At 73.3% G+C, this 20,856-nt stretch carries 17 protein-coding genes; 10 read left to right on the forward strand and 7 right to left on the reverse strand.

The annotated features are described in order from the left end of the window. Positions 1-42: 42 nt before the first annotated feature. A complete protein-coding gene (locus QHG49_RS32485; protein ID WP_301492359.1) occupies positions 43-540 on the reverse strand; it encodes an ATP-binding protein in 498 nt (165 codons plus the stop codon). A gap of 375 nt (positions 541-915) precedes the next feature. On the opposite strand from QHG49_RS32485, the gene QHG49_RS32490 reads away from it, so the two are divergent. Together QHG49_RS32490 and QHG49_RS32495 are read left to right on the forward strand one after the other, a co-directional pair. Continuing rightward, positions 916-1,791 carry a helix-turn-helix transcriptional regulator gene (locus QHG49_RS32490; RefSeq protein ID WP_301492362.1) on the forward strand — a complete coding sequence of 292 codons (876 nt, stop codon included), beginning with the start codon at positions 916-918 and terminating at the stop codon, positions 1,789-1,791. Between the two features lie 287 nt (positions 1,792-2,078). After that, positions 2,079-2,579: a hypothetical protein gene (locus QHG49_RS32495; RefSeq protein WP_145484675.1), complete on the forward strand. Its 501-nt coding sequence runs from the start codon at positions 2,079-2,081 to the stop codon at positions 2,577-2,579. Positions 2,580-2,630: 51 nt separating this feature from the next. Here the strand turns inward: QHG49_RS32495 and QHG49_RS32500 are convergent, their stop codons facing one another. Further along, positions 2,631-3,821, reverse strand: coding sequence for a PP2C family protein-serine/threonine phosphatase (locus QHG49_RS32500; RefSeq protein ID WP_159707389.1), 1,191 nt, complete (start codon positions 3,819-3,821; stop codon positions 2,631-2,633). Between the two features lie 178 nt (positions 3,822-3,999). Here QHG49_RS32500 and QHG49_RS32505 point away from each other — a divergent pair, with 178 nt between their 5' ends. The 3 genes from QHG49_RS32505 to QHG49_RS32515 are packed head-to-tail and all read left to right on the forward strand — an operon-like array spanning position 4,000 to position 5,818. Then, positions 4,000-4,824 carry a nucleotidyltransferase family protein gene (locus QHG49_RS32505; RefSeq protein ID WP_301492363.1) on the forward strand — a complete coding sequence of 275 codons (825 nt, stop codon included), beginning with the start codon at positions 4,000-4,002 and terminating at the stop codon, positions 4,822-4,824. Continuing rightward, positions 4,821-5,090: a BON domain-containing protein gene (locus QHG49_RS32510; protein ID WP_145484678.1), complete on the forward strand. Its 270-nt coding sequence runs from the start codon at positions 4,821-4,823 to the stop codon at positions 5,088-5,090. The genes QHG49_RS32505 and QHG49_RS32510 overlap by 4 nt, the downstream gene beginning before the upstream one ends. Beyond that, entirely contained in the window at positions 5,087-5,818 is a 732-nt protein-coding gene (locus QHG49_RS32515) for a metallophosphoesterase (RefSeq protein WP_301492365.1), read from the forward strand. Before QHG49_RS32510 ends, QHG49_RS32515 begins: the two co-directional genes overlap by 4 nt. Positions 5,819-5,857: 39 nt before the next feature. On the opposite strand, the gene QHG49_RS32520 is transcribed toward QHG49_RS32515, so the two are convergent. Next, complete coding sequence (locus QHG49_RS32520) at positions 5,858-7,105, reverse strand: MFS transporter (protein WP_145484783.1); 1,248 nt, start codon at positions 7,103-7,105, stop codon at positions 5,858-5,860. A gap of 371 nt (positions 7,106-7,476) precedes the next feature. Between QHG49_RS32520 and QHG49_RS32525 the strand changes: the two genes are divergently transcribed. From QHG49_RS32525 to QHG49_RS32540, 4 genes are all read left to right on the forward strand, one after another. Further along, a complete protein-coding gene (locus tag QHG49_RS32525) occupies positions 7,477-7,806 on the forward strand; it encodes a DUF6343 family protein (RefSeq protein ID WP_145484682.1) in 330 nt (109 codons plus the stop codon). A 327-nt stretch (positions 7,807-8,133) separates the two neighbouring features. Next, a complete protein-coding gene (locus QHG49_RS32530; protein ID WP_301492990.1) occupies positions 8,134-9,270 on the forward strand; it encodes an MFS transporter in 1,137 nt (378 codons plus the stop codon). Positions 9,271-9,558: 288 nt separating this feature from the next. Next, positions 9,559-10,455: a hypothetical protein gene (locus QHG49_RS32535; protein ID WP_301492367.1), complete on the forward strand. Its 897-nt coding sequence runs from the start codon at positions 9,559-9,561 to the stop codon at positions 10,453-10,455. Positions 10,456-10,655: 200 nt separating this feature from the next. Next, positions 10,656-14,030 carry a pyruvate carboxylase gene (locus QHG49_RS32540; protein ID WP_159707395.1) on the forward strand — a complete coding sequence of 1,125 codons (3,375 nt, stop codon included), beginning with the start codon at positions 10,656-10,658 and terminating at the stop codon, positions 14,028-14,030. A gap of 52 nt (positions 14,031-14,082) precedes the next feature. Here QHG49_RS32540 and QHG49_RS32545 read toward each other — a convergent pair whose 3' ends face one another. The 4 genes from QHG49_RS32545 to QHG49_RS32560 all read right to left on the reverse strand — a co-directional run bounded on the left by QHG49_RS32545 (position 14,083) and on the right by QHG49_RS32560 (position 19,513). After that, positions 14,083-14,562, reverse strand: coding sequence for a hypothetical protein (locus QHG49_RS32545; protein ID WP_159707397.1), 480 nt, complete (start codon positions 14,560-14,562; stop codon positions 14,083-14,085). Between the two features lie 192 nt (positions 14,563-14,754). Continuing rightward, complete coding sequence (locus tag QHG49_RS32550) at positions 14,755-15,969, reverse strand: carbohydrate-binding protein (protein ID WP_301492369.1); 1,215 nt, start codon at positions 15,967-15,969, stop codon at positions 14,755-14,757. Positions 15,970-16,097: 128 nt separating this feature from the next. Next, positions 16,098-18,734: a TIM-barrel domain-containing protein gene (locus tag QHG49_RS32555; protein WP_370530539.1), complete on the reverse strand. Its 2,637-nt coding sequence runs from the start codon at positions 18,732-18,734 to the stop codon at positions 16,098-16,100. 362 nt (positions 18,735-19,096) lie between these two features. After that, on the reverse strand, positions 19,097-19,513 hold the full coding sequence (locus tag QHG49_RS32560; protein WP_301492370.1) for a PaaI family thioesterase: 417 nt from the start codon (positions 19,511-19,513) through the stop codon (positions 19,097-19,099). 211 nt (positions 19,514-19,724) lie between these two features. Between QHG49_RS32560 and QHG49_RS32565 the strand changes: the two genes are divergently transcribed. Beyond that, positions 19,725-20,834, forward strand: a complete 1,110-nt coding sequence (locus QHG49_RS32565) for a GNAT family N-acetyltransferase (protein ID WP_301492372.1) — start codon at positions 19,725-19,727, stop codon at positions 20,832-20,834. Positions 20,835-20,856 lie beyond the last annotated feature (22 nt).

Below are 20,856 nucleotides of genomic sequence, written 5' to 3' on the forward strand. Positions count from 1 at the left end.
AGCGGCCGCGCGCCCTCGAAGTGCCGGGTGGGGCAGGGTGTTTCAGGCGGACCGCAGTTCCGCCCAGACGACCCGGGCGGGCCGGTCGGACGGGAGGGTGACGCCCCAGCCGAGGCTCAGCGCCTCCACCAGGAGCAGCCCGCGCCCGTGCTGGTCCTCCGGCCCGGGACGGCAGGCCACGGGGAGCGCGGTTTCCGCCTCCCCGGTGATCTCGTCCGCCACCTCGACCCGTATCCGCTCGGCCGCGCGGTGCAGCCGGCAGGTGATCCGTGTGCCGCCCGCGTGCACCAGCGCGTTGGTGATCAGCTCGGAGACCACCAGGACCACGTCGTCCCGTACCCCCTCGGGTACGTCCCACACCGTCAGCAGGTCCCGTACGGCCCGGCGGGCGGTGCCGACGGACAGGGAGCGGGCCGGCAGGTCGAAGGAGGCGTCCGACGCGGGTAGTCGGGCCCCGGGGACCGCCCGGCCGGGCTTCTCGGACAGTGCGCCCTGCCTCGGGCCCGGACCGTCCGCGCGGGACGACCGGTCCGTTCTCACGCCCGGGGGCGGGCGGTGGAGCGGTCGGGGGAGGAAGGGCGGAGCCATCGCCGTGCGCCTTTCGTCCGGCCTCGCGTGGGGAGCGTCCGGCCGTGCGTGGTGGGGGGTTTGGGCCGGCCGGACGCGCGCAGCAGACGGCACACCGCCCCGCACGAGGCCGTGCCGCGGCCCGGTCCCCCGACCGGCCGCGCCGCCTGCTCCTCGGTCGGCCGGAGCAGTCGACCCACTTTCCCACCTGCCAACAACGGCCCGCAACCTGCGAGTTGAAAATGGCAGTCGGCCGTGTGCATGCTGCACCGAGGGGCACACCCTGCGTGGCGTGCCCGCGGCGACGCTGTACGAGGGCGACCCTGCTGCCTGCTCCCGGGAGTGTGGATGACCACGGAGACCGACTGGGGCGGCGCCCCTTCCGTGCTGCGCATGATCCTCGGGCGGCGGCTCGAACAGCTGCGGATCCGGGCCGGACTCGGTCACGCCGAGGCGGGTGCCGCCATCGGGGTCAGCCACTCCACGATCCGCCGCATGGAGGCCGCCAAGGTGGCCCGGCTGCGGCTCGCGGACGCCGAGAAGCTGCTCCGGGTCTACGGTGTGACGGACCCGCACGCGATCGAGTCCTTCCTGCGCTCGGTGCGCGAGGCCGACAAGCCTGGCCGGTGGCACGGTTACCGCGATGTCGTGCCCGACCGGTGCGCCGCCCACCTCGGTCTGGAGCAGGCCGCCGTCCGCATCCGCGGCTACGAGAACAGCTGCGTGCCCGGCCTGTCGCAGACCGAGGACTACGCCCGCGCCCTGCTCCGCGCGACCCACCCGGGCGCCTCGGCGGAGACCACCGAACGCCGGGTCGCCCTGCGGATGCGGCGGCAGCGGCTGCTCGCCGGACCCGAACCGCCGCGGTTGTGGGTGGTGCTGGACGAGGCCGTGCTGCGTCGTACCGTCGGCGGCCCCGGTACGATGCGCGCGCAGATCGACCACCTGGCCGAGATCGGCCGGCTGCCCCATGTGACCGTGCGGCTCATGCCGTTCGCGCACGGCCCGCACCCCGCGATGCCCGCGGCCGCCTACCACCTCCTCCGGTTCCGGGCCTGCGAACTGCCCGACACCGTCTACGTCGACGGCCTGCTCGGGGCCGTCCACCTCGACAGGCCCGAGCACGTGGAGCCGTACCGCGAGACCCTGGACCGCCTCGCCGCCCAGGCGGCGCCCGCGGCCCGGACCGAGACCCTGCTCGGCGCGATCCGCGGGGAGCTGTAGAAGGGCCTGCCCCGGCCACCGCGTATCCCCGGTACGCCGTCCGGGTCGCGGGCGGGGCACCCGCATGGCCCTCGACCGGTTCGCCCGGCGGCTGGAGGAGCGGTAGAACCAGAGATATGACCGGACCGGCACGCCCCGAGGCCGGAAAACGACGCAACCTTTTCCGCCTTGCCGCATGCCCGGAATCATCCGGAAACCACCGGAACCACCCTTGCCGAAACGCGGTCTTACCAGCCGTCAGCGGGCGGGACCAGCCCGCCCGTCACGAAACCGGGGGAACGAGACACATGTCCGTCCGCAGCCGTACGACCCTGTTCACCGCCCTCGCCCTCGCCGCCGGCCTCAGCCTGGCCGCGGTGACGCCCGCCCTCGCCCGACCCGCCACCGCGCACGCCGCCACCGCGCGCACCACCGCCGTCGCCCAGGGCGACGCGCGCAACGCCACCCAGCACGTCGCCGACTTCTACGGCGCCTACATCGACGCCGTCTGGGCCACCGACGACAAGGCCGCGGGCGCCGAGGCCAAGGCCCTGCGCGCCTTCTACCTCTCCTCGGCCGCCCAGAAGAGGGTCGCCGCCTACGAGACCAAGGAGCACGCCGACGGCATCCTCTTCGCCCAGAACGTGCCGGTGCGCTGGCAGGTGGCCTACACCGGTTCGGGCGCCGGCCACGCCACCAGTCAGGTGACCCTGACCTGGAGCGACGGCCCGCGCGCCGCGGTCACCCGGATCGACGTCCAGTCCGACCTGCGCACCCTGAAGATCACCGACCTCCGGCCGGCCGACTGACCCCGGCGGCACGGCCGTACGACCGCCCCGTCCGGCCCCGGCCGGGCGGGGCTACGACCGCTCGGCGCCCGCCGTGTCCTGCCGTCCGGCCGCCCGGCCGTGGCCGCGCCCATGGCCGTGGTGGCGGTGCCGGTCGACGGGGGTGCGGTGCAGCGCGATCAGCGCGGCGTCGTCGCCGAGGCGGCCCCCGGCGTGGGCGAGCAGATCGCGGCGGATGTGGTGCAGCAGCGCCTCCGGGCTGTCGTCGGTCCAGCGCGCCGCCCGCTCCGCCAGCGGATAGAACCGGCCCCGCGCGTCCCGGGCCTCCACCACGCCGTCGGTGTAGAGCAGCAGCGTGTCACCGGGCTCGAAGGAGAAGACGTCCAGCGTGTGCTCCACGCTCGCCGGCAGCCCCTGCACGCCGAGCGGCGGCGAGGGGTGCAGGCTCGGCACCGTCACCACGTGCCCCGGGCTCAGCAGCAGCGGCGGCGGATGCCCGCAGCTGGTCATCCGGGTGATCTGGTCCCGGTCCGGGATCTCCACCAGCAGCGCGGTGGCGAACCGCTCGCCCGCCTCGTCCGCCGTCTCCAGATCGGCCGTGTACCGGGTGACGCTCTGCTCCAGCGTGTCGACCAGGTCCGCCAGCGTGCGGTGCCGGTGGGCGCTCTCCCGGAACGCGCTGAGCAGCAGCGCGGCCTCCCCGATGGCGGGCAGCCCCTTGCCGCGGACGTCCCCGATCAGGACCCGTACGGCGTTGTCGCACACGGTCGCCGCGTAGAGGTCGCCGCCGATCTGGGCCTCGTCCTCCGCGGCCAGGTACAGCGAGGCGATCCGCAGCGGGCCGATCTGCTCGGGCAGTGGCCACATCAGCACGTGCTGCGCGGCCTCGGCGACCGTGCGGACCTGGGCCAGCTGGGCCTGCCGCCGTTCGCGCAGGGCGCTGTAGAGGACCACCATCACCGAGAGCACCGCGAGGGTGATGATCTGCACGATGTGGTTCGAGGTGCCGATCCCGCCGTGGGCGATGCCGATGACGATCTGCGCGAGCGTGGCCAGCGCGCCGACGGCCGCCGTGGTCCGGGGACCGGCGAAGGACGGGGTCAGCGCGGGCGCGATCACCAGGGCGGGGCCGAGGTGGATGCTCTCCGGTGCCTGTACGTCCACCACCGTGATCACCACGATGAGCATGATCGGCAGCAACAGCAGCGCCTGCGGCGACTGCCAGAATCGCCGCTCACCCGCCGGCCCGACCCGAGATCCCATGCCTACCAGCGTGCTACCGGGCGCGACGGGCGGCCACTTGCGCCCCCGGTACGCCCCCGAGCCCCCGCGCGCCGCCCCCTCGTCCCGCCGTCGCCGTGTCGCCGTCGTGGCCCCGGGTACCCGAACGGCCCTCGGTGCCCGCCCGGGTCACCGGGTCACGGGCCGGAGAGGGAGGGCCATGGCGCACCACGGGGAGGAGACCGCGTCCGTACGCCGGCAGGATGTACCGGAGGCCACCGGGCTGCGCCTCGCGACGGACCCGACCCAGCCGGGAGCAGGGGGTGTACGGCCGGACATCCCGCCTGATTCCGGGCCGCAGCCGCAGACCGCACCGGGACAGACGCCGCGGCGGCCGGCCCCGCCGGACGCCGGATCCCCGCCGCAGCCCCCTCCCGCAGACGAGCCGGAGACGCGGCCCGGCGCCCCCGACCTCCCCCATGACCGCAGCCAGGCCATCCTGGAGGCCGCCAAGCGGATCGGGGCCCTGCTCAAGCGGGCCGGTCACCCCTTCGCACTGGCGGGCAGCGTCGCCGTGTACGCGCACGGCGGCAGCCGCTACCTCCAGCACGACGCCGACTTCTGCGTGCTCCCCGACGACGCCGACGCCGTGGCGGCCACCCTGCACGAGGCCGGTTTCGCCGTGCGCACCCCACCCGAGGACTGGCTGCTGAAGACCACCTGCCAGGGGCAGAACGTCGACATCATCTTCACGCTGGCCCACCAGCCCGTCACCGCGGAGATGCTCGACCGGGCGCATGTCCTGCCGGTCGACTCGGTGCTGATGCCGGTGCTCTGCCCGACCGATCTGATCCGCAGCCTGATCAGCGCGTTCTGCGAGCACTACTGCGACTTCGGGGCCGTGCTGCCGGTCGCCCGGGCCATGCGCGAGAAGGTCGACTGGGACGTCGTCCGCGACACCTGCGGCGAGCAGCCCATGCCCGCCGCCTTCCTTTTTCTCCTCGAACGCCTGAACGTCATCGCACCCCGTGAGGACCGGCCATGACCGACGCCCCGCCCCCGGCGGACACCCAGCTGGACTACCGCGTCGCCCACCTCGCCGAACGCCTGGCCTCGGGAACGCTCGGCGAACTCGGCGTACGCCTGGAACTGCGCGGCGACACCGTCCTGCTCACCGGCACCGTCCCGTCCGCCCGGTGCCGGGACGAGATCCTGGCCGCGGCCCGCGAGGAGCTGGCGCACCACCCGCTGCACAGCGACCTGCTCGTGGCCGGCACCGCCACGCCCGACCACGGAGAGGACCTGACATGATCCGCGTCGCGGCCGTCGGCGACATCCACATGGGCCCCGACAGCCAGGGCACCCTGCGCCCCTCCTTCGAGACGCTCCCCGACTGCGCCGACGTCCTGCTGCTCGCCGGGGACCTGACCCGGCACGGCACTCCCGGGGAGGCCGTCGTCGTCGCCCGGGAGATCGAGGGCCTCAAGGTGCCCGTCGTCGCCGTCCTCGGCAACCACGACCACCACGACGAGCACCCCGAGGAGGTCACCGCGATCCTCCGGGACGCGGGCGCGCACGTCCTGGAGGGCCAGGCCGCCGTCGTGACCGCGGGCGAGGCGCGCATCGGGGTCGCCGGCACCAAGGGCTTCGGCGGCGGTTTCGTCGGACGCTGCGCGGGCGAGTTCGGCGAACCGCTGATGAAGGAGTTCGTGCGCTACACCCGCCGCTGCGCCGACGGACTCCACGCCGCCCTGAAGGACCTGGAGCAGTGGGACCCGGACGTCCGGATCGCCCTCACCCACTTCTCGCCCGTGCCCGACACCCTCGCCGGGGAGCCGCCGGAGATCTACCCGTTCCTCGGCAGCTACCTCCTCGCCGAGGCCATCGACACCGCGGGCGCCGACCTCGCCGTCCACGGCCACGCCCACGCCGGCACCGAGCACGGCATGACCAGCGGGGGCGTCCGCGTCCGCAACGTCGCCCAGCCGGTGATCGGCCAGGCCTTCCACGTGTACCACCTGCCCGGCCGCCCGGAGTGAAGCGGGCGCCGGGGCCGCCGCGCGCCGGGTACGGCTCCGTCAGGCCGCCGTACCCAGCGCCACCCGCCGCGGCACGTCGCCGTCCGGCGCCGGTACCGCCGTCACCGGCTCCGAGCCGCCCCGGGCCCGGAGCAGCATGCCCGCGCCCACCGACGCGGCGATGAGCAGACCACCCGCGACCAGGGCACCCCGTGCGCCCGCCGCCTGCATGAGCAGGCCCAGCAGCGGCGGCCCGCCAAGGCCCCACACGGTGCCGATGGTGCTCCACACCCCGAGCACCCGGCCCCGCAGATGCGCGGGCGGATCGGTCTGGAGCACGGCCGTGCCCGCGGTGTCCGAGACGGACTCCACGACGGCCATCGGCAGCACCAGCACCAGCAGCACCGCGAGCGACGGCGACAGCCCGGCGACCACCTGGAGCAGTCCGCCCGCCGCCGCGAGCAGACCCACCGTGCGCACCGAGGGGCTGCGCAGCCGGGCGCCGAGCACCGCGCCGAGGATGCCGCCGATCGCCAGCACCGTGGAGACGGTGCCGAACGAGCCGGCGCCCCCCGCGAGCGGTCCGGTGACCAGGACGGCGAGCGTGAGGCCGTAGTTCCGGCCGAAGACGGAGCTGATCGCGGTGATCCCGGCCAGCGCCATCAGCCGGGGACGCCGCACGAAGTAGGCGAGTCCCTCCCGGGCACCGGCCCGCTCGGGCTCGCGGCGCACCTCGGCCACGGGCCGCTGCCCGGTGGCCGCGCGCACGGGCCGCAGGAACGGCACCACCGACGCGACGAACAGGAAGGACAGCCCGTTGGCCGCGTACGCGGCGCCGGTGCCGAGGAGGGCGACCGCCACACCGGCCAGGGCGGTGCCCGCGAGCCGCCCCGCGCTGTGCACGAGGGCGCCGACACCGATCGCGGACGGCACGTCCGCGACCGGCACGAGATCGTTGCCGAGCAGCGCACAGGCCGGGCCGTCCACGGTGGCGATCACACCGGTCACGGCGGCCAGCACCAGCAGCGACGTCATGTCGATCCGGTCCAGGGCCACGAGCAGCGCCATGGTGAACGCCACCACGCCCAGCAGGGCCTGGCTGACCGCGACCGTCAGCTTCCGGGGCCAGCGGTCCACGGCCGCGCCGCCGAGCAGGCTCACGAACAGCGCGGGCGCCGCCTGCACGGACATCGAGAGACCGGTCGCCGCCGCCGAGCCCGTGATGTGCAGCACCAGGAGGTTCTGCACCGTGAGCTGCATCCAGGTGCCGGCGTTGGAGACGAGGTTCGCGACCGACCACCAGCGCATACCGGGGTGCCGCAGCGACCGCCACGGCGCACGCGAGGCGGGTGCGGCCAGGTCAGGGGAGAAGGACACGAGGGGGTACTCGCCAAGGGGTGGGGAAGAGTGACCGAGGGTGACCCGCGGGCCGGCTGCGCTGCACGGCCGGGCCACCCGGTCAGGGCGTCGACCATCGTGGCAGACGGCGGGCGGCAGACGTCGGAGAACGCCCCGGACAGCGAGGCCTCACGACACCCAAAGCGTCGTACGGGCGCGGCAGTTGAAGCAGCGCGTGGGGTTGCTCACAGGCTTCGCGGGGCGCCGGTTTACGAGCGCCGGTGCCGGGCTACGCGGACGGGGTCCCCGGAACGGGCCGTCACGGGTCCGAGGAGGCTTTCATGGCCGATGACCAGCACGGACGAACGCCCTCACCGGAACGCCGCGCCCGCCCGCGCACCCCCAGCGGCACCGAACCGGTCACCGCCCGCAGCGACCTGCGCCTGCGCCTGATCCTCTCCGCCCTCTTCCTCCCCGTCTTCACCGCCGCCACCGTGGGCTTCGCCCTCTGGTCCACGCACCAGGGCCCAGGCGACAGCCCCGGCAGCGGCCCCCTGACCGTCCTCGCGGTGGTGTGCGGGGTTCTCGCCCTGGTCGCGGCCCTGGACCTGGTACGGGTGACGTCCCGCCGACGACGCGAGCGCGACACGACCGACGACGCCCTCGGCTGACCCCCCGGCGCGCTTTGCGCGGCTTTGGCCGGAAGCAGGGCGTGAATATGCCATACGCACACTACTGAATCCCGGATTCCGGGGGCAGTCTGCTCACGTACCGCCTGCCCCGCCGTGTTCACGAGGTCCGGAAGCCTCCCCGCACACGGCGGGGCCGGTGTTCCCACGGGCCGGAAATACGTTCGGGCCGGAAATACGTTGCGGCGAGCCCCGCGCACTCGGTGGGCTGGAGCCATGGACACCATGGCGGACGGCGTCGAGCGAGCGGAACGGGCCGGGACCCGGCGATCGGGCTCCTGGCGCGGCCCGGCCGTGCTCGGCGCCCTCATGCTGGCCGCCTTCACCTTCAACACGGCGGAGAACCTGCCGGTCGGCCTGCTGGACGCGATCTCCCGCGGCCTGCGGGCGTCGCCGTCGACGATCGGCCTCCTGGTCACCGGCTACGGCGCGACGGTCGCCCTCGCCTCCCTGCCGCTCGCCCACGGCACCCGCGCGGTGCCCCGGCGCCATGTGCTCACCGGACTGCTGGCCGCGCTCGTGCTCTCCAGCCTGCTCGCCGCGTCCGCCCGCTCCTACGGGCCGCTGCTCGCGGCCCGGCTGCTGACCGCGCTCGCGCAGGCGCTGTTCTGGGCGGTGACGGGCCCGGTCGCGGTGGGCCTGTTCGCGCCCTGGGTGCGCGGGCGGGTGATCGGGGCGCTGTCCGTCGCCGGTTCGCTCGCCCTCGTGCTCGGCGTGCCCGCCGGCACCTGGCTGGGCGGCCACACCGACTGGCGGGTGCCCATGGGCGCGCTCGCCGCCCTGGGTCTCGTCCCGCTGGTGACGATCGCGGCGCTGCTCCCCACCTCGCCCCCCGGGGCCGAGCCCGCCGCCCACGGCGCCGCCCCCGACACCCGCCGCTTCGCGACCGTGGTCACGGCCGGCGCCCTGTCCGCCACCGGGGCGTTCACGGGATACACGTACCTCGTGCGGTTCCTCGGCGCCGTGAGCGGGCTCCCGCCGGGCGCCGTCGACCTGCTGCTCGTGGTGTTCGGCACGGCGTGCCTGGCCGGGGTGGGCGTCACCGGCGCGCTCCTGGACCGCTTCCCGCGCGCCGCGCTGACCACCGCCGTGGCCGTCCAGGCGCTCGGCATGCTCGGCCTCTGCGCGACCGGCGCGCATCCGGTGGCCGCGGTGGCGTTCCTCGCCCTGACGGGCGGCGCGCTCGGACCGGTGTTCATGGCCGCACAGAACGAGATGCTGATCTGCGCCCCCGGCCGCACGGACCTCGCCCTCGCGGCGAACTCCGGCGCCTACAACGCCGGCATCGCGGCGGGTGCCGCCCTCGGCGCGCTGATCCTGCCGCTCGCGGGCGTACGCGGCACCTTCCTCGCCGGTGGGCTGCTGACCGCCGGGGCCTGCGCGGTCCTGCTCGCCGGGGCCGCCGGCCGGGCCCGCCGCCGCGGCGAGAGCTTCCGAGTCGGATGACGTGGCCGACGGGGGAGAGGTTGCCTTCCCTCCCCACTTTTCCCTTCCGTCCGCCTGTGGGGCTTCCCACCCGTTAAAGATCTTGACGACCGTCGCGCGGATCGCTGAACTGTCCCCCGGGCCGTGCGACCTCACGGCCCGGGGAAATCGGCCGGCGTCCAGCCGGTGATGCCTGAAACGAGCGGGTACTGGGAAAAGCCTCGTACGGTCGATCACCGGACGCGGGCCGAAGGGGGCGATGTGCATGACGGGTGCGGGGAAGACGAAGGTGACGGGCTGCCGCGTCTCATGAGCGGGGAGAGAAGCACGGAAAGACGTCCCGACCGGCTCCGCCCGTCGGTGGCCCGGCTCGCCCGGTTCGTGGCGCGCACCCTGCGCGGCGAGTGGCACGCCATCGTCGTCGACCCGGTACGGCAACTCGCCCGGCGCGGGCTCTCCGGGCTGCTGCTGGCGTTCGTCGCCGCGTTCGGCGTCATCTTCTTCCACGACATCGCCCAGCACCCCACCGGCGCGGTGTGGGTCACCCGGCTCGGCGGCGTCAAGGCCGACCTGCCGCTGTGGCTGTCCCTGCTGCGCACCCCGGTGTCGCTGTACGTCCCGGCGCTCGACCTGCCGGTCTGGGCCGGCATCACCCAGCTGTTCCTGGCCTTCGCGCTCGCCGAACTCACCCTCGGCCGCTCCCGCACCCTCGCGATCGCCTACGCCACCACGCTGGCCGGCACCCTGGTCGCCCGGCTGATGATCGCGGTCGGGCCCGGCTGGTCGGGCTTCGGCCTGCCGGCCGCCTGCGGGCACATCCTGGACACCGGGCCCTCGGCGGCGGTCGTCGGCCTGTTCACCTATCTCTCGGTCATCAGGCGCGCGCCGGTGGTCTTCACCCTCACCGGCGGCTCCATGGTGTGGGAGTCGATCGCCGTCCCCAACCTCGCCGGCCGCGAGCATCTGATCGCGGTGGGCTCGGCCGTCGTCCTCGGCCTCCTGCACGGCCGCCGGACCCAAGTGCGCGCCCTCGCCCGCTCCCTCGTCCACTCCCTCCTCCCCACCCGCCGCACCCCCGGACCATCCCCTACGGCCCCTACGGCCCCTACGGCGTCCCCGGGTTTCGCCGTGACCGCCTCCGCCACCGTGCCCGCCCCCGCGACCCCCCACCCCACCGCCGCCGCGGTGACCTCTCTCGAACGCTGACCGGCACACGCCCGCGCCCGGCCGGAAATCCGCCCCGAACCGCCGCGCGCACCTGTGGCGCCGCCCACACCGTCGGTGTGATGGTTTTCGCATACGGCCCCGCACGGGCAGCCCCTAGGGTTGCGCGGGAAACGGCAGGGCAGGGCGTGTCCCAACCACCATGACGTTCGTCGCCGCCAGGCAGCTGAAGGGATTCCAGGATGTTCCGTAAGGTGCTGGTCGCCAACCGCGGAGAGATCGCGATCCGCGCGTTCCGGGCGGGCTACGAACTCGGCGCGCGCACCGTCGCCGTGTTCCCGCACGAGGACCGCAACTCGCTCCACCGGCTCAAGGCCGACGAGGCCTACGAGATCGGGGAGCCGGGGCACCCGGTGCGCGCCTACCTCTCCGTCGAGGAGATCGTGTCCGCCGCCCGCCGGGCCGGGGCGGACGCCGTCTACCCCGGTTACGGCTTCCTGTCCGAGAACCCGGAGCTGGCCCGCGCCTGCGAGGAGGCGGGCATCACCTTCGTCGGCCCCGGTACGGCCACACTGGAGCTGACCGGCAACAAGGCGCGCGCGGTCGCCGCCGCCCGCGCCGCCGGCGTCCCGGTCCTCGGTTCCTCCCAGCCCTCCACCGACGTGGACGAACTGGTGCGGGCCGCCGAGGACATCGGCTTCCCCGTGTTCGTGAAGGCGGTCGCGGGCGGCGGCGGGCGCGGAATGCGCCGGGTCGAGGACCCCGCCCAGCTGCGCGAGTCCATCGAGGCCGCCTCCCGGGAGGCCGCGTCCGCGTTCGGCGACCCGACCGTGTTCCTGGAGAAGGCCGTCGTCGACCCGCGCCACATCGAGGTGCAGATCCTCGCCGACGGCGAGGGCAATGTCATCCACCTCTTCGAGCGCGACTGCTCCCTCCAGCGCCGCCACCAGAAGGTGATCGAGCTGGCGCCCGCCCCGAACCTCGACCCCGAGCTGCGGACGCGGATCTGCGCCGACGCCGTGCGCTTCGCCCGCGAGATCGGCTACCGCAACGCGGGCACCGTCGAGTTCCTGCTCGACCGGGACGGCAACCACGTCTTCATCGAGATGAACCCCCGCATCCAGGTCGAGCACACCGTCACCGAGGAGGTCACGGACGTCGACCTGGTCCAGGCGCAGCTGCGGATCGCCGCCGGCGAGACCCTCGCCGACCTCGGCCTCGCCCAGGAGACGATCACCCTGCACGGGGCCGCGCTCCAGTGCCGTATCACCACCGAGGACCCCGCCAACGGCTTCCGCCCGGACACCGGCAGGATCAGCGCCTACCGCTCGCCGGGCGGCTCCGGCATCCGCCTCGACGGCGGAACCACCCACGCCGGTACGGAGATCAGCGCCCACTTCGACTCGATGCTGGTGAAACTCACCTGCCGGGGACGGGACTTCAAGGCCGCCATCGGCCGCGCCCGGCGCGCCGTCGCCGAGTTCCGCATCCGCGGGGTGTCCACCAACATCCCCTTCCTCCAGGCCGTGCTGGACGACCCGGACTTCCAGGCCGGGCGGATCACCACCTCGTTCATCGAGGAGCGCCCGCATCTGCTCACCGCCCGCTCCTCCGCGGACCGCGGCACCAAGCTGCTCACCTTCCTCGCCGATGTCACGGTGAACAAACCGCACGGCGAACGGCCCGACCTGTTCGACCCGTTGACCAAGCTGCCGGTGCCGGCCGCCGCCGAGCCGCCCGCCGGATCGCGCCAACTCCTCGTGGAACTCGGCCCCGAGGGCTTCGCCCGCCGGCTGCGCGAGTCGCCGACGATCGGGGTCACCGACACCACCTTCCGCGACGCCCACCAGTCGCTGCTCGCCACCCGGGTGCGCACCAAGGACCTGCTGGCCGTCGCCCCGGTCGTCGCCCGCACCCTGCCCGAGCTGCTGTCCCTGGAGTGCTGGGGCGGCGCCACCTACGACGTCGCCCTGCGCTTCCTCGCCGAGGACCCCTGGGAGCGGCTGGCGGCCCTGCGCGAGGCCGTGCCCAACATCTGCCTCCAGATGCTGCTGCGCGGCCGCAACACCGTCGGCTACACGCCGTACCCGACGGAGGTCACCGACGCCTTCGTACAGGAGGCCGCCGCCACCGGCATCGACATCTTCCGCATCTTCGACGCCCTCAACGACGTCGGCCAGATGCGCCCCGCCATCGAGGCCGTGCGCGAGACCGGGACGGCGGTCGCCGAGGTCGCCCTCTGCTACACCGGCGACCTGAGCGACCCCGGCGAGCGGCTCTACACCCTCGACTACTACCTGCGGCTCGCCGAGCAGATCGTCGACGCGGGCGCCCATGTCCTCGCGATCAAGGACATGGCCGGACTGCTGCGCGCCCCGGCCGCCGCCACCCTGGTCTCGGCGCTGCGCCGCGAGTTCGACCTGCCCGTGCATCTGCACACCCACGACACCGCGGGCGGCCAGCTCGCCACCTACCTCGCCGCGATCCAGGCGGGCGCGGACGCGGTGGACGGCGCGGTCGCCTCCATGGCCGGGACGACCTCGCAGCCGTCGCTGTCCGCGATCGTGGCCGCCACCGACCACTCCGAGCGGCCCACCGGCCTCGACCTCAAGGCGGTCGGCGACCTGGAGCCGTACTGGGAGGGCGTGCGCCGGATCTACGCCCCGTTCGAGGCGGGCCTCGCCGCTCCGACCGGGCGGGTCTACGACCACGAGATCCCGGGCGGCCAGCTGTCCAACCTGCGCACCCAGGCCGTCGCGCTCGGCCTCGGCGACCGCTTCGAGGACATCGAGGCGATGTACGCCGCCGCCGACCGGATCCTCGGCCGGCTCGTCAAGGTCACCCCGTCCTCCAAGGTGGTCGGCGACCTCGCGCTGCATCTGGTGGGCGCCGGGGTCTCCCCCAAGGACTTCGAACAGACCCCCGACCGGTTCGACATCCCCGACTCGGTGATCGGCTTCCTGCGCGGGGAGCTGGGCACCCCGCCCGGCGGCTGGCCGGAGCCGTTCCGCACCAAGGCGCTCCAGGGCCGCGCCGCGGCCAAGCCGGTGCCCGAGCTGTCCGCCGAGGACCGCGAGGGCCTGGCCAAGGACCGCAGGGCGACCCTGAACCGGCTGCTGTTCCCGGCGCCCACCCGGGAGTTCGACAGCCACCGGCAGTCGTACGGCGACACCAGCGTCCTGGACAGCAAGGCGTTCTTCTACGGTCTGCGCCCGGGCAAGGAGTACGCCGTCGATCTGGAGCCCGGGGTGCGGCTGCTGATCGAGCTGCAGGCGATCGGCGAGGCCGACGAGCGCGGTATGCGCACGGTGATGTCCTCGCTCAACGGCCAGCTGCGGCCCATCCAGGTACGGGACCGGGCGGCCGCCTCGGACGTGCCGGTGACGGAGAAGGCCGACCGTTCGAACCCGAACCATGTGGCCGCGCCGTTCGCCGGTGTGGTGACGCTCTCCGTGGCCGAGGGCGACGAGGTGGCGGCCGGGGTCACCGTCGCCACCATCGAGGCGATGAAGATGGAGGCCGCGATCACGGCCCCGAAGGCGGGCCGGGTGTCCCGGCTGGCCATCAACCGGATCCAGCAGGTGGAGGGCGGTGACCTGCTGGTCGAGATCGGCTGAGATCGCGCGAAGGCGGCCGAGTCCTCAACCGGACTCGGCCGCTTCCGTGTGCTCAGCCCTGCGGCGCCGTGGGGCCGTCCCAGAGCGGGTACGACATCACGTGCTGGAACCCCTGCGGCCGTGCGCCGCTGTAGGTCACGGTCAGCTGGGTGAAGCGGTCGAAGGACGGGTGCTTCTTCCACTGTGTGCCGCCGCTGAGCCGGATGACCACCGGGTAGGGGTGGAAGGTGCCGGCCGCGCAGTACGGCTTGCAGTCGTTCACCCAGTTCGTGCCCGTGCCCGTGGCGCCGCCAGCGCCCCAAGAGGTCCAGTTGAGGCCCTTGAGCCGGCTGTTGCCGTCACCGCAGGCCAGGATGAAGTCCGTGGGGCGCACATTGCGGTGGGAGAAGCAGTCCACCAGCACCCGGTCCCCGGCCCGTGCCGTCGGCGACACGGACGCGGTCGGCGGACTGGCCGAAGCCGTCGTCGTCCCCGCCGTCAGCAGAGCCGCTGCCGCCAGGGTCACCGCCGTTCCCACCACTGATCCGCGCATGGCCGCTCCCACCGTTCGTCCCGTGTCCGAGCAGGTCACCTCGACGCTACGGCCACTTGGCGTATTCCACCAGTCGCGCAGGTCGCACCGTGTGTCATGCGGACGGACCGGTTCCGGGACGGCCGGACGGCCGGGGACGCGTCCGGTGCGACGAGCACCGGACGCGTCCCCGGCCACGGGGCGGGCGCGGGATCAGCAGGCGCCCTCGTCCTGCCAGGGCCCCCAGGTGGAGGCGCCGGGCACCTCGTTCTGGGTCCACCATTTGGCCTTCCAGTTGTGCTGGCCGTACGACACCTCGGTGCCGCCCGTGTACGCGGTGGACGAGTTCCACGCGGGCTTGCACGAGGTCGGGGTCGGCGTCGGGGTGGGGGTGGGGGTGCCGGTCGGCGGGGTGACGCCCGCGAACTTCACCGAGTACTTCGCGAAGTCCCAGTCGCTCTGCGCCACGCTCGAACAAGTCCCGGACGTACGGCCCCCGTTGTCGGGCGGGCTGCACTGGCGGTCGCGGTTGAGCGACCAGAAGGTGAAGCGGTCCATGTGGTGGCTGGTCGCGTAGTCCAGCACGGTCTGGAAGTCGCTCTGGCCGAAGATCTCGCCGGTGTCGCTGCGGCCGTTCATGCCGGAGAAGCCCTCGTGGGCGTAGGCGGTGGCCGCGTCCCAGCCGAAGGTGGACTGGAGGACCGAGTTGAAGTTGGTCAGCGCGCTGGTCTGGCTCGCCGCCCCGTTGAAGCCGCCGTCGAAGGGCATGATGGAGAAGTTGTTCGGGGTGAACCCCTGCGACTTCGCCTCCAGGAGCATCTGCTTGCCGAACCAGCCGGTGCCGTCCGCCGTGCCGGCCGTCGTCACGGAGACGTACAGGCCCGGGTTGTTCTGCTGGAGGATCTTCGCCGCGCCGATCTCGTTCTTGATGGCCGCGGTGTTCTCGTACTCCGGCTCCTCCAGGTCGAAGTCGATGGCGTGCAGGCCGTACTTGGTGATCACCTGCTGGTACGCCGCCGCCGTGGACGCCGCGTCCGCGCAGGCCTGGCCGAGCTTGGTGCCGCCGTAGCCGCCGATGGAGACGGACACGTCGCCGCCCTTGGCGCGGATGGTGTTGATCATCGACTGCACGGCGGTGTCCGAGGAGACGGGTGCCGTACCGCCCCAAGTGGGCGAGCAGCCGCCGCCGTTGGGGGCCAGCACGAAGGCCAGCTGGAACGCCTTGAGGCCGGTGGCGTCCATGATGGCGGCCGGGTCCGGCGGGTCGTTGTCCAGCGGCATCAGATAGGGGGCGGCCGCGTACCAGCGGTTGCTCAGGGCGTCCTGGGGAGTGGCGCCCGAGGCGTTGGCCGCGACCAGGGCGGTGGTGCCCGCGGCGGCGAGCACGACGGCTGCCGCCGCGCTCAGACAGGCGTGAAGACGTCTCACTGCGTGCCTCCAGAGGGTGGGGAGAGACCCGGGTGGGGGAGGAGCCCCCACCCTCCGGGAGCTGTTGCGGCCACGTCAATAAGTTGGCCTAGACCAACCTGCTCTTTGGACTAGACCATACGATCCCTTTACTGTTTGTCGACCAATCGCAGACCGAAGCCCCGGTCCAGCGGCAGGCTCGCCGTGGTGATCGTCGTGACGTGGATGGCCGGATCGAACGACCAGGCGGAGCGGGGAAGTTGACGGCCGTTCACCAGAACCCGCGCGGGCGCGGAGCCGCCGTGCACGGTGAACCGGTACGTCCGGGCGGCCACCTTGCCCCGGTAGGCGCCCTTGCTGGCGCCGACGGACACGGTCGTCCCGTGCGCGTCCCGGTGCAGGGAGACCCGCTGGGCGGCGGCCGCGCCCTTGGCGAAGTCACGGGTCACGCCGTCGTCCTCGTACAGCGTGTAGTGGCTGGTGCCGTGGGCCGACGGGTACAGGTCCCAGTCCAGCTCGTGCCGGTCCCGGGTCTGCCAACTCGTGGTGCCCTTCGGCCACATGGGCACGATCGCGCCCTCGCGCACGAACAGCGGGAGCGTGTCCAGCGGCGCGTGGTAGCCGTCGACCGTGGTCGGGCCGTGGTAGGTGCGGCCGGTCCAGTAGTCGGTCCAGGTGCCCTTGGGCAGATAGATGCCGTCGCGGGTGTCGGAGTCCTGGTAGACCGGCGCGACCAGGAAGTCGGGGCCGGACAGGAACTCGTACTTGGCGTTCGCGCCCAGGGTGCCGGGGTCGTCCGGGTACTCCAGCCACAGCGGACGCACCGCGCCCACACCGCTCTTCGCCGCGTCGGCGGACAGGGTGTACATGTACGGCAGCAGCCGCTCCTTCAGCTGGAGGTACTTGCGGTTGATGGAGGTGTACGGCTCGCCGTCCAGCCACGGCTGCTGATCGGCGGGCTTCTTGGTGGTCAGGTCGGTGGCCCAGCCGTCCATGGTCATGATGGCCGGCAGGAACGCCTTCCACTGGAGGTCGCGGGCGTACATCTTGGCGTCGTGGCGGTAGATGCTGCCCACGTCGCCCGTGTCGTAGGCGATGCCGGACATCGTCGCCCCGGCGTACGTCGGGATCTGCCAGCGGATGTAGTCCCAGGACAGCTGCTGGTCGCCGCTCCACAGCACCCCGCAGCGCTGGGCGCCCGCCCAGGAGACGGGCAGCCAGACGAAGCCGCGGGCGTCGCTGTTGTCCTCGATGCCCTTCTTCGCCGCGTCGCAGGCGTCCAGCGCGAACTTGTAGCCGTTGCCGACCCACGCCACGTCCAGCTTGGCCACCCGCTGGCCCGCCTTGACCTGGTCGGCCAGCTTGTCGATGCCGTCCTGCGTCCACAGGCCGAGCTGGGCGTGGTGGTCGTTCAGGCCCTGGGCGGTCTGCTGGAGGTCCTCGTAGCCGCAGCCGTAGCCGTCGTTGACCAGCATCCAGCCCAGCGGCATCTGGTTCTTGGTGTAGCCGTCGGCGACCTTCAGCGCGTCCAGGGTGTGCCGCTCGCCCCGGTTGGCGTTGTGCAGATAGCAGTCGGAGTCGCCGGGCTCCAGGCCGTACACCGGCGGCATGAACGGCTTGCCCACCAACTTCGTGTACTTGCCGATGACTTGCTTGGCGTCACCGAGGAAGTAGTAGGCGTCCAGGCGTCGTTCCTGCTGCCCGGTGGTCACCGGCGCGCCGAAGGTGTACACGCCCGGCGCGAAGGTGTTGCGGAAGACGCCGTAGCCCGCGCTGGAGAGGTAGAACGGCTGGGAGTTGTTGTAGCCGCCCTCGTCCCAGTCGAAGCTGTTGGACACGTACATCGTCTGCCCGCGGTGCGAGAAGCTGCCGTTCTGCTCGCCGCCGCCGAAGAACTGCTCGTTCGCGCCGCGGTCGAGGCTCTGCCGCATCCCGCCGGTGGACCAGCGCAGCGGCCTGTCCTCCTGCCAGATCCGGGTGCGGTTGTCCGCCTTGTACAGCCCGAACCGCAGCGGCTTCTTGTACACGCGCAGCACGGCCCCGGGCGCCCGGATGCCGTAGTAGGCGCCCGCGTCGAAGGACGAGGTGTGCCGCTCCGCGGCCGGCTCCTCGCGCACGATCTCGGTGCCGGCCGGGTCGCTCAGCGAGCCCGACGGGTCGGCCTGGAGGCGGAGTTGGCCGCCCGTCAGGAAGTCGGCGCGCGCGGTGAGCTGCCCGGCGTGGATGGTGTAGCCGCCGGCGCCGCCCGAGAAGGACGTCAGATCACCGGCGTCCTCGGTCGCGGGCAGGTACGCCGTGCCGGTGAAGGAGTTGTCGTGCACGTCGTACGGCACGACCACCACGTGGTACGTCCCCGACGCCCGCGGGATCACGGTGGCCTCGGGGTCGGCGGTGCCCGCGCTGGAGGCCACCTGGGTGCCGTGGTCGTCGTACACGTACAGGTCGAAGTCGTCGGTGGGGTGCTCCCACTTGACGGCCAGCGGGACGCCGCCCTCGGGGTTGTCGTCCCAGTATCCGGCCGGTACCGAGACGGACAGGTCGAAGCGGTCGCAGACCTTGTTGTCGGGGTCGGTGCCGGGGGCGGGGCAGTCCTTCGGGTCGCCGACGGTGCCCTTGGTGTAGACGGGGCTCTGCCAGCTGACACTGCTGTGGGCGGGGTCCAGTACGGCGCCGGTGGCGGCGGCCGCGGCGGGCGCCGGGACGACCAGCGCGGTGCCGGCCAGGGCGGTCACCAGCCCCAGTGGCACCCAGGCCGGCCACGGCACCCGGTGTCGGAGTCTTCGCACGGCGGAACAGCTCCCCTCGCGTCGGTGCGGAGTACATGAGCATGCGTGGAAGTGCTTGAAGATGCGCGGAATCAAGCAACTTCACGCACGAAGACTCGGAGGAAGCACAGGTTCATGTCAATAGCGCGGGCGGATCCGGGGCGCCTTCCGGGGTGGCGCGGGCGCGGGCGGCAGGAGCCGGGCCCCCGCCTCCCGGCACGCATCACAAGCCTCCCGGAACGCATGGCAAGCCTTCAGGCACGCGTGACTAGCCTTCGGGCGCGCAGCACAAGGCTTCCGGCGCGCATGGAAAGCCTCCCGGCACACATGACAAAGGGCCGGACCCCGCCCCTCGGCGCGGTCCGGCCCCTTCGGCGCGTGTCTCAGCCGGCCTGCTCGCGCAGCACGATCTGCGTCTGCGTGGTCTGCCCGACCAGCCGGTCCCGGTCGTCCCGCAGATCCGTCTGCACCACGATGAGGGTGCCGCCGAGGTGCAGCGGCCGGGCCGTGGCGTGGACGTGTCCCGAGGTGAGCGCGCGCAGGAAGTTGGTCTTGGACTCGACCGTGGAGGTGCCGGCCGCTCCCTCGGGGAGGTTGAGGTAGGCGCACACCGCGCCCACGCTGTCCGCCAGCGCCATCAGCGCCCCGCCGTGCAGCGCGCCACCGGCCGTGCACATCTCGGGCGACCAGGCGAGCGAGCCCACCGTGCGCTCGGCGGTGGCCTCCCGCAGCTCGATGCCGAGACCGGCCGCGAACGGCATGGTGGCCAGCAGCTCGGCGGGCTCGATGGGGGACGTCATGACGTACCGCCTTTCATGAGGGCCAGGGTGAGCGAAGAGTCTGCCAGCCGGCGCCTTCCCCCGTGGCGGAACGGGGAGTCCGCGAGCGAGCGGCCGCCCCCGCCTCGCCCTGCGCGCCCTTGACAGGGTCCGTCTGTCTCGCCAGTTTTGAGCAGCGGCGCAGGGCGGGGGACCGGGCGCCCACAGCGCGGCGGGAAGGCGGGGGAGCCGAGTGGAGATCACCGTCCACGGAACCGGCGAGCTGACGCCCGGACAACACCGGGCCTGGCACGAGGCAATGGACGAGTCGCCCGCGTTCGCCAACCCCTTCCTCGCCCCCGAGTTCGCCCTCGCGGTCGGCCGGCACCGGGGCGGCGCCCGGGTGGCGGTGCTGCGCGAGGACGGCCGGGACGTCGGCTTCCTGCCGTACGAGCGGGGGCCGTTCGGCATCGGCCGGGCGATCGGACTCGGACTGTCCGACTGCCAGGCCCTGGTACACCGTCCCGGAACCACCTGGGACACGGGCGAGTTGCTGCGGGCCTGCGAGCTGAGCAGCTTCGAGTTCGACCATCTCGCGGGCGGGCAGCGGCCGTTCGAGCCGTACGTCACCGCCACCTTCGCCTCGCCCGTCATCGATGTGCGGCCCGGCGACGGCGACTACGCCGCCTGGCTGCGCGGCACCTACCCCGGGCAGGCGAAGACGACCCTGAAGAAGGAGCGCCGCCTCGGCCGGGACGTCGGCGAGGCGCGCTTCGTGTTCGACGAGCGCGACCCCGACGTGCTGCGCACCCTCATGCGCTGGAAGTCCGCGCAGTACCGCAGGACCGGGCGCATGGACCGGTTCGCCAGGCCCTGGATCGTCGCCCTCGTCGAGGAGCTGTTCCACCTGCGCGCGCCGCACTGCACCGGTGTGCTGTCGGTGCTCTACGCCGGGGACCGCCCGGTCGCCGCCCACTTCGGGCCCCGGTCCAGCACGGTACTGGCGGCCTGGTTCACCGCGTACGACCCCGAACTGCACCGCTACTCACCGGGGTTGATGATGCATCTGCGCACCGCCGAGGCCGCCTCCCGGCACGGGGTCGCCGTGGTGGACCTCGGGCGCGGCGACAAGGAGTACAAGGACTGGCTGAAGACCCGCGAACTGCGGGTCGGGGAGGGCTTCTTGACCCGGCCGCACCCGGTGGCGCTCGCCCACCGCCTGTGGCGCGGCCCCGCACGCGGCCTGCGCAACACCGTGCTGGCCCACCCCCGGCTGCGCGAACCCGCCGACCGCCTGCTGCGGACGGCGGGCGCCCTGCGCACCCGCGCGCAGGGCCAGGACCGGATCGGCGAACCGCGCTGACCCGGGGAGGGGCGGCCCCGCC

The organism is Streptomyces sp. WP-1, assembly GCF_030450125.1.
Classification (GTDB): Bacteria; Actinomycetota; Actinomycetes; order Streptomycetales; family Streptomycetaceae; genus Streptomyces; species Streptomyces incarnatus.

Bases quoted from the DNA above. Each gene is read 5' to 3' on its own strand.
- QHG49_RS32490 (WP_301492362.1), top strand. From the start codon at position 916: ATGACCACGGAGACCGACTGGGGCGGCGCCCCTTCCGTGCTGCGCATG.
- QHG49_RS32495 (WP_145484675.1), top strand. From the start codon at position 2,079: ATGTCCGTCCGCAGCCGTACGACCCTGTTCACCGCCCTCGCCCTCGCC.
- QHG49_RS32500 (WP_159707389.1), bottom strand. From the start codon at position 3,821: ATGGGATCTCGGGTCGGGCCGGCGGGTGAGCGGCGATTCTGGCAGTCG.
- QHG49_RS32505 (WP_301492363.1), top strand. From the start codon at position 4,000: ATGGCGCACCACGGGGAGGAGACCGCGTCCGTACGCCGGCAGGATGTA.
- QHG49_RS32510 (WP_145484678.1), top strand. From the start codon at position 4,821: ATGACCGACGCCCCGCCCCCGGCGGACACCCAGCTGGACTACCGCGTC.
- QHG49_RS32515 (WP_301492365.1), top strand. From the start codon at position 5,087: ATGATCCGCGTCGCGGCCGTCGGCGACATCCACATGGGCCCCGACAGC.
- QHG49_RS32520 (WP_145484783.1), bottom strand. From the start codon at position 7,105: ATGCGCTGGTGGTCGGTCGCGAACCTCGTCTCCAACGCCGGCACCTGG.
- QHG49_RS32525 (WP_145484682.1), top strand. From the start codon at position 7,477: ATGGCCGATGACCAGCACGGACGAACGCCCTCACCGGAACGCCGCGCC.
- QHG49_RS32530 (WP_301492990.1), top strand. From the start codon at position 8,134: ATGCTGGCCGCCTTCACCTTCAACACGGCGGAGAACCTGCCGGTCGGC.
- QHG49_RS32535 (WP_301492367.1), top strand. From the start codon at position 9,559: ATGAGCGGGGAGAGAAGCACGGAAAGACGTCCCGACCGGCTCCGCCCG.
- QHG49_RS32540 (WP_159707395.1), top strand. From the start codon at position 10,656: ATGTTCCGTAAGGTGCTGGTCGCCAACCGCGGAGAGATCGCGATCCGC.
- QHG49_RS32545 (WP_159707397.1), bottom strand. From the start codon at position 14,562: ATGCGCGGATCAGTGGTGGGAACGGCGGTGACCCTGGCGGCAGCGGCT.
- QHG49_RS32560 (WP_301492370.1), bottom strand. From the start codon at position 19,513: ATGACGTCCCCCATCGAGCCCGCCGAGCTGCTGGCCACCATGCCGTTC.